At 29.7% G+C, this 7,640-nt stretch carries 6 protein-coding genes; 3 read left to right on the plus strand and 3 right to left on the minus strand.

Features of this window, described 5'->3' with window-relative positions; all coding sequences use genetic code 11:
* The coding region (locus tag MR593_RS08270; RefSeq protein WP_290691786.1) for a hypothetical protein at positions 1-1,485 on the plus strand (1,485 nt) is incomplete at its 5' end.
* Positions 1,486-1,567: 82 nt separating this feature from the next.
* Here MR593_RS08270 and MR593_RS08275 read toward each other — a convergent pair.
* Complete coding sequence (locus MR593_RS08275; RefSeq protein WP_290691788.1) at positions 1,568-2,740, minus strand: DUF1002 domain-containing protein; 1,173 nt, start codon at positions 2,738-2,740, stop codon at positions 1,568-1,570.
* Positions 2,741-3,185: 445 nt separating this feature from the next.
* On the opposite strand from MR593_RS08275, the gene MR593_RS08280 reads away from it, so the two are divergent.
* On the plus strand, positions 3,186-3,698 hold the full coding sequence (locus MR593_RS08280; protein WP_290691790.1) for a hypothetical protein: 513 nt from the start codon (positions 3,186-3,188) through the stop codon (positions 3,696-3,698).
* Positions 3,699-3,787: 89 nt separating this feature from the next.
* Positions 3,788-4,672 (plus strand): sigma-70 family RNA polymerase sigma factor, encoded by an 885-nt coding sequence (locus MR593_RS08285; protein WP_290691792.1) that lies wholly within the window; start codon positions 3,788-3,790, stop codon positions 4,670-4,672.
* A gap of 78 nt (positions 4,673-4,750) precedes the next feature.
* On the opposite strand, the gene MR593_RS08290 is transcribed toward MR593_RS08285, so the two are convergent.
* Both MR593_RS08290 and feoB read right to left on the minus strand, forming a co-directional pair.
* Complete coding sequence (locus MR593_RS08290) at positions 4,751-5,299, minus strand: cysteine hydrolase family protein (protein WP_290691794.1); 549 nt, start codon at positions 5,297-5,299, stop codon at positions 4,751-4,753.
* A gap of 127 nt (positions 5,300-5,426) precedes the next feature.
* Positions 5,427-7,553 (minus strand): ferrous iron transport protein B, encoded by a 2,127-nt coding sequence (feoB, locus tag MR593_RS08295; RefSeq protein WP_290691796.1) that lies wholly within the window; start codon positions 7,551-7,553, stop codon positions 5,427-5,429.
* Positions 7,554-7,640 lie beyond the last annotated feature (87 nt).

Raw genomic sequence — 7,640 nt, forward strand, 5'->3', positions numbered from 1 at the left:
GAGTCTAACGGAGGGAAGGATACATTTTTACAATCTCTTATTTTGTATTTTGTAATGGGATTTTTCTCATCTATAGTGCTATTTTTCAAGATGGATGTAATGGTCAAGATGACTATGATATTTGCATTTATATCAGTTATGCTATTGACATCTTTTATATCTGATTTTTCGTCTGTAATTTTAGATACATCAGATAAGGATATAATAGGTATAGCTGATGTCAAACAAAAGACCTTGAGTATGGCTAAAATGGTCCATGTAATAATATATATTTCGATTTTGAGCTTGGCTATAGGAGGATTTTCACTTATTGCTAGTTTATTTACATATGGTATAGGCTTTTGTTTGATGTTTGTTTTATGTATTATTTTGACAGATTTTTTACTTATTATGCTGACATCTGTTTTGTATTACATTTTGATAAAGATATTTAAAGGTGAACGATTAAAAGATGTACTGACTTTATTTCAAGTTATTATGCTGATATTGTTTTTCCTTATGTGTTATATGATAACTAGTGGCGATTTTGGAGGAATTGATTTTAAACCTCATATATATAGCTTATTTGTACCTTTTATGTGGTTTGCTTCTTTATTTAGTGTAGTTTTTGAAGGAAAGAGTGAAACTTTATATATAGTTATGTCCTTACTAGCTGTAGTCGTACCTATTTTGATGATTTTACTTTATATTAAATTGACTCCAGCCTTTGAAAGAAATCTAGAAAAGCTAAATCAAGTTTCATATAAAAAGGGCAAAACTAAAAAGGGATTTGCGTTAAAGCTAAGCGAGGTTTTATGTAAAAATAACGAGGAAAGAGCATTTTTTAATTTTATATATAATAATTTGAGTAGAGATAGAGATTTCAAAACAAGAGCTTATCCTACTTTGGCAACTGCTGCCTTGATGCCATTTGTGATATTATTTACTTCTTATGACAGAAGTATGAGTATGATGGAATATATAAATTCTCTAAGCAGTACGAATAACTTTTTATATATTTATGTAGGTATAATTATAATACAAAACTGTATATTATTATTAAAATATTCAAAGGGATATGAAGCATCATTTATATACGATGTTTTACCTATTGAAAAAAGAAAAAATGTATATAGTGCAGAGTTTAAGGTAATAATAATTAAATTATTTATACCTATATTTTTAATAATAGGAATTCCTTATTTATTTTTATTTAAATTAGGAGTTTTAAAACATATACTTATTGCATTTGTATCGACAATATTTATTTCTATGGGAACATTTAGAATAAATGAAAAGATACTTCCTTTTTCACAGGATTATACAGTTTCAGCTAATGCTGCCAACTTTATAAATGTCATAAAATCAGCTGTATTTGTAGGTATTTTTACATTAATTCACTATTTAGTGGCAGTTCGTTTAGGAAATATATTTAGCTTAATATATTTAATTTTATTGATTTTAATTATGGTGATAAGCTGGAATAAAATTTTTGATGTAGAATAAGATTATTTTTGCCAATTAGAAAAGGGACTTTAAGATAGGTTAAATCTATTTTAAGTCCCTCTTTTGATTAAATAAATTATGTTTATTTGCTGTCGAAGTGTTCTGTATCAGTCTCTATTTCTGGATCTAATGTGCTGTTTTCATCAGTACCGATTATACCGTTAGAGTCGTCGTTTTCATTTGACCCGTCTGAGCTATTATCATCGGAATCATCTGATGAATTAAATAAATTACTGAACCAATTTATTATTTTATCGAAAAAGCCTTGTGCTTCTTCTTTTGTTGGTAGGTTTTCAGCAGCTTTATTTGTAGCATCTATTATAACTTGCTTATCTAGCATTGAATCATTAGTTTCGCCTAATATACCTAGGTCTTCAGAGCCTGAGAATAAACCGCTAAACCAATCGCCTATTTTAGAGAAGAAATTTGTTATTCCACCAGTATCTATATTTTCACCAGCTTCTTTTAAGTTGTCACTTACAACGTCAGATACATTATTTAAAGTTGACTTCATTTCATTGTAATCGTAATTTTGAGCAGCTATTTTTTCCATTAAAGCTATTATCTTGTCAATTTGAGCATCTGTCAATTTTACATTGTAATTATTTGTTATATTGTTTATTGTATCTGCAATTTGATTGACATCATGTGTATTGTTTTTTATTATATCTGCTTTGACGTCGTTTACTATACCAGTTGCCTTGTCTTGACCTATTTCATCACCTAAATCTCCTGTAGTTATCAATTCTTCAGAGGCTAGCTCTTTTTTGTTCTCGTCCAGTTTTTCTCCTGTAGCGCTTTCAAATGCCTTCATGACACCTGTTAAAGCACCTGTCCCACTTACAGGGAATACTGCAGCTATAACACAGTTAGCGCCAGTAAGTCCAGCTGTTGATAGAGTACTTGCAACCATAGAAGAAGTAACCCAAGTTATATTTGCTGTTTTTACATTTATACCACTTCCCTCAGCAGTAGGTTCAACATAAGCACAAGAATATGTCTTAGTTCCAAGCTGTTCTTCTGTAGCTACATTTCCTAAATAAGCTCTTTCTTCTTGATTATTTACAGTTATAATTTGAACTTCATCCTCTTTTACTCCAAAGTAATTTAATATAGTTTGTCTTTGTTTAGGTGAATTGTTTACACCTATAGTAACTACCTTTGAGCTATCAGCGAAAGATTTACTCATACCAAATGAAGAAAATACTAGGCATGTAGCCATCAACATAGATATTATTTTCTTTTTGATTTTCATTATTGTTTCCTCCCAATACATAATTTGTATTATTAAATTTTTAGTATATAATTTTAAAAATTATAAATTTGTTCACACTAATAATATATAATTTTTTTAAAATAAATACGATTACAATCTTGTAACATTGATTATATAATAAATAATTTAAAATATCTCTATTTTAAGGAATTTTTAAGAAAAAGACATAAAAATTAAAGGGTATTTGTATAGTATCGATTTCATTTAATTTGATTATAATTATAATTAATATATAAATTTGCTAAATAATATAAATTATTTGTTTTAACTTTACAAATATAATAAAATTTTACATATCATATAAAAATAAGTACAAATATGATTGAAAAAATATTGAATTTATTATATCATAGAATAGAAATATAATATATTTTACAACAAAAAAACAAATAATTTTGTATATTTAGAAAGAAAGGAGAAAAGAATGTCAAAAGAATTTGTTAAAGAAAGAGTATTAAAATATCTTATGGAGGATTTATATGTACCTCAGGATATGATCGATACAAATGTACCGTTAAGTGAATTTGAAGAAGGTGCAGAAGGTATTTTAGACATAGTTGTAAATGTTGTGGTAAACGAAAATGGTGAAGATTATTATGTGCCAGTTTTAATAGTAACATGTGTAGATGAAGACTTTGTAATGGAGGGAGAAGCATTACAAAAAGAAATAGATTTCCTTGAGGATGTGGATAATATAACTACAGCAGGTAGAATGATATTGACAAATGGAAATGAAATGATGTATGCAGATTGGACTGGAGAAGAATACGATACAGAAGCATCTCTTCCTACATACGAACAAATGGAAAAGGAATTTTTCGAAATGGAAAAGAGAATACAAGAGGAAGAAATGTTACATGCTCATGATTGTGACTGTGGATGTCACGACCACGATCATCATGATCACGATTGTGATTGTGGATGTCATGATCATTAATAATTAAAATGGAATTACATTTTTTTTATTTGTAAACATATAATAAATATATAATTGAATAAACTATGTGTAAAAGAAGGGGTTATATTATGGGGGCTAAAAAAGAAAATACTTACGAAAATTATGTCCATGCAGATTCTTCAGGATCATCAAACGCTATGAAAATGTATTTAAAAGAGATTGAGGAGTACAAGATGCTATCTGCAGGTGAAGAAGTCGAATTGGCTAAAAAAGTCAACGAAGACGTACCAGAAGCAAAGGAAGATTTCATTAATGCTAATTATAGATTGGTTGTAAGTATAGCCAAAAAATATAGAAAAGAAAATGTAGATATGCTTGATTTAATACAAGCGGGTAATATAGGACTTATTAAAGCTGTTGAAAAGTACGATTATACTAAAGGGTATAAATTTAGTACATATGCTACTTGGTGGATTAAACAAAGTATCACAAGATATATAGACGATTGTGAAAATACTATTAGAATACCTGTACACCTTCATCAAAGAATTAATTTTGTAAAGAGAAAAAAACAAGAGCTTGCAAATGTATTACAAAGAGAGCCTTCATTAGAGGAATTGGCTGAGGTTTGTGATATGGAGGTCGACAAGGTTATAGATATCTTAAAAAGAGACAAAAATATTGTATCATTAGATACACCGATAAAAGAAGACGAAGATAGTAGTTTAGTAGAATTCATTCCTTCAGATGCTAATTTTTCAGATGTAGTTATGCACGAAGTAGAACAACATAATTTGAGAGAAAAAATTGATGAGTTATTAACTGGACTTAGTGACCAAGAACAAAGAGTTATTAGAATGAGATTTGGTCTTGATGATGATGACCCTAAAACTCTTGAAGAAATAGGAAAAGTATTCGGAGTTACAAGAGAAAGAATAAGACAAATTGAAGCTAAAGCGATAAGAAAATTAAGACATCCAAGCAGGTTAAACCAACTAAAGAATTTTTATTAAGAGTTATAAGTAAACTATTTAAATTAAAAAAGTGGGATATTCTCCCACTTTTTTTGATCATACTTATATATTAAGCTTTTAATTTTTTTTATTAAAAAATTCTTCATTTGTGACTACATCGGCAAATGTAGAATTTAATGAGCTCATATATACATTTTGAACGACATCAGCTGGAATTTTTATTCCGTCCCACTCTAAATCTTTTGTTGCACAGGCATCTGATATAAGAGTGACTTTATATCCATAGTCACTTGCCGCTCTAGTTGTAGTGTCGACGCACATATGTGTCATCATTCCACAAATGACTAAATCTGTTATACCTTCTTTTTTTAATTCATCTTGTAAATCTGTTTTTAAAAAACTGTTAGGATAATTTTTAGGAATAACTTTTTCATCAGGCAGAGGTTTTATTTCCTCGTGGATATTAACTCCATCCGTATTTGGGACGAAAAAGCTTGAGTTTTCTTGTCCAAAATGTTGTATGTAAAAAAATGGTAAGTTATTTTCTCTGAAGTATTTTATCAACTCTTTTATAGCATTTAGCGCTTTTTCTGATTGATAAAGCTCGCATTTGCCACCAGTAAAATAATCATTTTGAACATCAATAATCAATAAACCTTCCTTCATTTTATCAAATCCTCTCTAATAACATTTTTATTTATATTATTATTGTACTGTATTTACCAAAAATAATCATTAAAAAGCTGTACCACTGCTATGTATTAATGGATACAGCTTAATAAAAAAATCCCATTTAAATAATCAAAACAAATATATCGTATAATATTCTAGTAGCACTACATACTAAGAAAGCGATAGATGTCGGTATTATAAATCCAATTAGAGTCCATTTAGCGCTCTTTGTCTCCTTCTTTATAGTAAGTAGAGTTGTAGTACATGGCCAGTGAAGTAGACTAAACAGCATTAAATTAAGTGCTGTAAGATAAGTCCACCCATGTGATGAAAGTAAATCTCCTAATTCTTTTAAACTTGCATAGTCGGTCATAGAACCAGTTGCCATATAAGACATTATTAGAATTGGAATTACGATTTCATTTGCCGGCATACCTAATATAAACGCTAGTAGTATAAATCCGTCGAGTCCTATAAATTTGCCTATTGGGTCTAAAAATAAAGCTATATGGTTTAAAATAGTAGCATCTCCAATATAAGTGTTCGCTAAAATCCACGTTAAAACTCCAGCTGGAATTGCGACAACTACAGCTCGGCTGAGTACAAATAGAGTTCTGTCAATTATTGAAGTGTATATAATTCTTCCTATATTTGGGACTCTATATGGAGGAAGCTCTAGAGTGAAAGTAGAGCTCTCGCCCTTGAGAATCGTCTTAGATAGTAAATAAGATACTAATAGAGTTATAAATATACCTATAACTACTATTAAAGTAACGCAAACAGCAGTAGATATATTAGACAAAACAGAATTGCTTATAGCGGATGTAAAAAATATAGTAGATATTGCAATCAATGTAGGAAATCTACCGTTACAAGGCATAAAAGTATTTGTAAGTATTGCGATTAATCTCTCTCTTGGAGAATCGATAATCCTGCATCCTATTACACCACATGCATTGCACCCAAATCCCATGCACATAGTGAGACATTGTTTTCCGTGGGTTTTACATTTTTTAAATAAATGATCTAGGTTAAATGCTATCCTAGGTAGATAGCCTAGATCCTCTAAGAATGTAAACAAAGGAAAAAAGATAGCCATAGGTGGAAGCATTACAGATACAACCCAAGCAAATGTCTTGTAAAGTCCAAATACTATCATTTCGCAAATCCATATAGGTAAGTTTAAGTTTATTAAAAAATTGTACATACCTGGTTCTATGCTGAATAAAATATTAGATAAAAGCTCAGACGGATAATTTGCACCGCAAATAGTTATCCATAAAATAACAGAAAGCATAATTAGCATAATAGGTATAGCGAAGTATTTTGAAGTAACTATTGAATCTATTTTATCGTCGAAGTCCTCTTTATTGTTTTTTGTAGATACTGAAGCTTCAAATAGATTTGAAGCGTAGTCGTAATTTACTTTTGAAAAATCATCTCTTGTTTTTTTCTTGTCTATATCTTTAGGTATTTTTGATTTTATATTTTCTAATATCGATGAAAAATCTCCTTCGACGTATTTATCTAAAGAAGAAAATAAGCTTTCGTCTCCATCTAGTAGTCTAAGACCCAGCCATCTAGGATTGATTTGAGGAAATGTGCTTTCTAATTCTTCTTTAAAGCTATCTACTAGATTTTCTATATCGTCGCCATACGTTATTAGATTTTTATATGAGGATGTTTTATTTAAGACAGTTTCCTGTAATTTATCTTGAAGCTCATCCATTCCGATTTTATTTTTGGCGCTAGTTAAAACTACTGGAATACCTAGTAAATTTTCTAGCTTTTGTCTATCTATTTCAATAGATTTTTTCTCGGCTTCGTCTATTAAATTAATGCATAAGACGACTTTATCAGTTAATTCTAAAACCTGAAAAACTAAGTTTAAGTTTCTCTCAAGGCAGGTAGCATCACAGACTACTATGACTGCATCTACATCGCCAAAGCATATAAAATCACGTGCTACTATTTCTTCTTGAGAAAGTGCAAATAGAGAATACGTTCCAGGCAAATCGATTAAATCGTAGTTTATATTGTTGTAGGTAAATTCTCCTCTAGCAGTCGATACAGTTTTTCCAGGCCAATTTCCCGTGTGTTGCTTTAATCCAGTTAAATAATTAAAAACCGTACTTTTTCCTGTATTTGGGTTTCCTGCAAGTGCGACGATGTAGGAATCTTCTTTTCGTTCGATATCAAAGGAATCCTTTAAAGATTTGATTTTACAGTTTTTATATGTCAAACCCATATATATATCCTCCTATTTCACTAAAATTAAATTGCTCTCCTCCTGTCTAAGTGCAATTTTACAACCTCTAACCTTGTAGACAGTTAA

Source organism: Intestinibacter sp., from assembly GCF_022780145.1.
Taxonomy (GTDB): Bacteria; Bacillota; Clostridia; order Peptostreptococcales; family Peptostreptococcaceae; genus Intestinibacter.

What these genes read in the sequence shown, in the direction of transcription:
- MR593_RS08285 (WP_290691792.1), top strand. Translation starts at nt 3,788, where the DNA reads ATGGGGGCTAAAAAAGAAAATACTTACGAAAATTATGTCCATGCAGAT.
- feoB (WP_290691796.1), bottom strand. Translation starts at nt 7,553, where the DNA reads ATGGGTTTGACATATAAAAACTGTAAAATCAAATCTTTAAAGGATTCC.
- MR593_RS08290 (WP_290691794.1), bottom strand. Translation starts at nt 5,299, where the DNA reads ATGAAGGAAGGTTTATTGATTATTGATGTTCAAAATGATTATTTTACT.
- MR593_RS08275 (WP_290691788.1), bottom strand. Translation starts at nt 2,740, where the DNA reads ATGAAAATCAAAAAGAAAATAATATCTATGTTGATGGCTACATGCCTA.
- MR593_RS08280 (WP_290691790.1), top strand. Translation starts at nt 3,186, where the DNA reads ATGTCAAAAGAATTTGTTAAAGAAAGAGTATTAAAATATCTTATGGAG.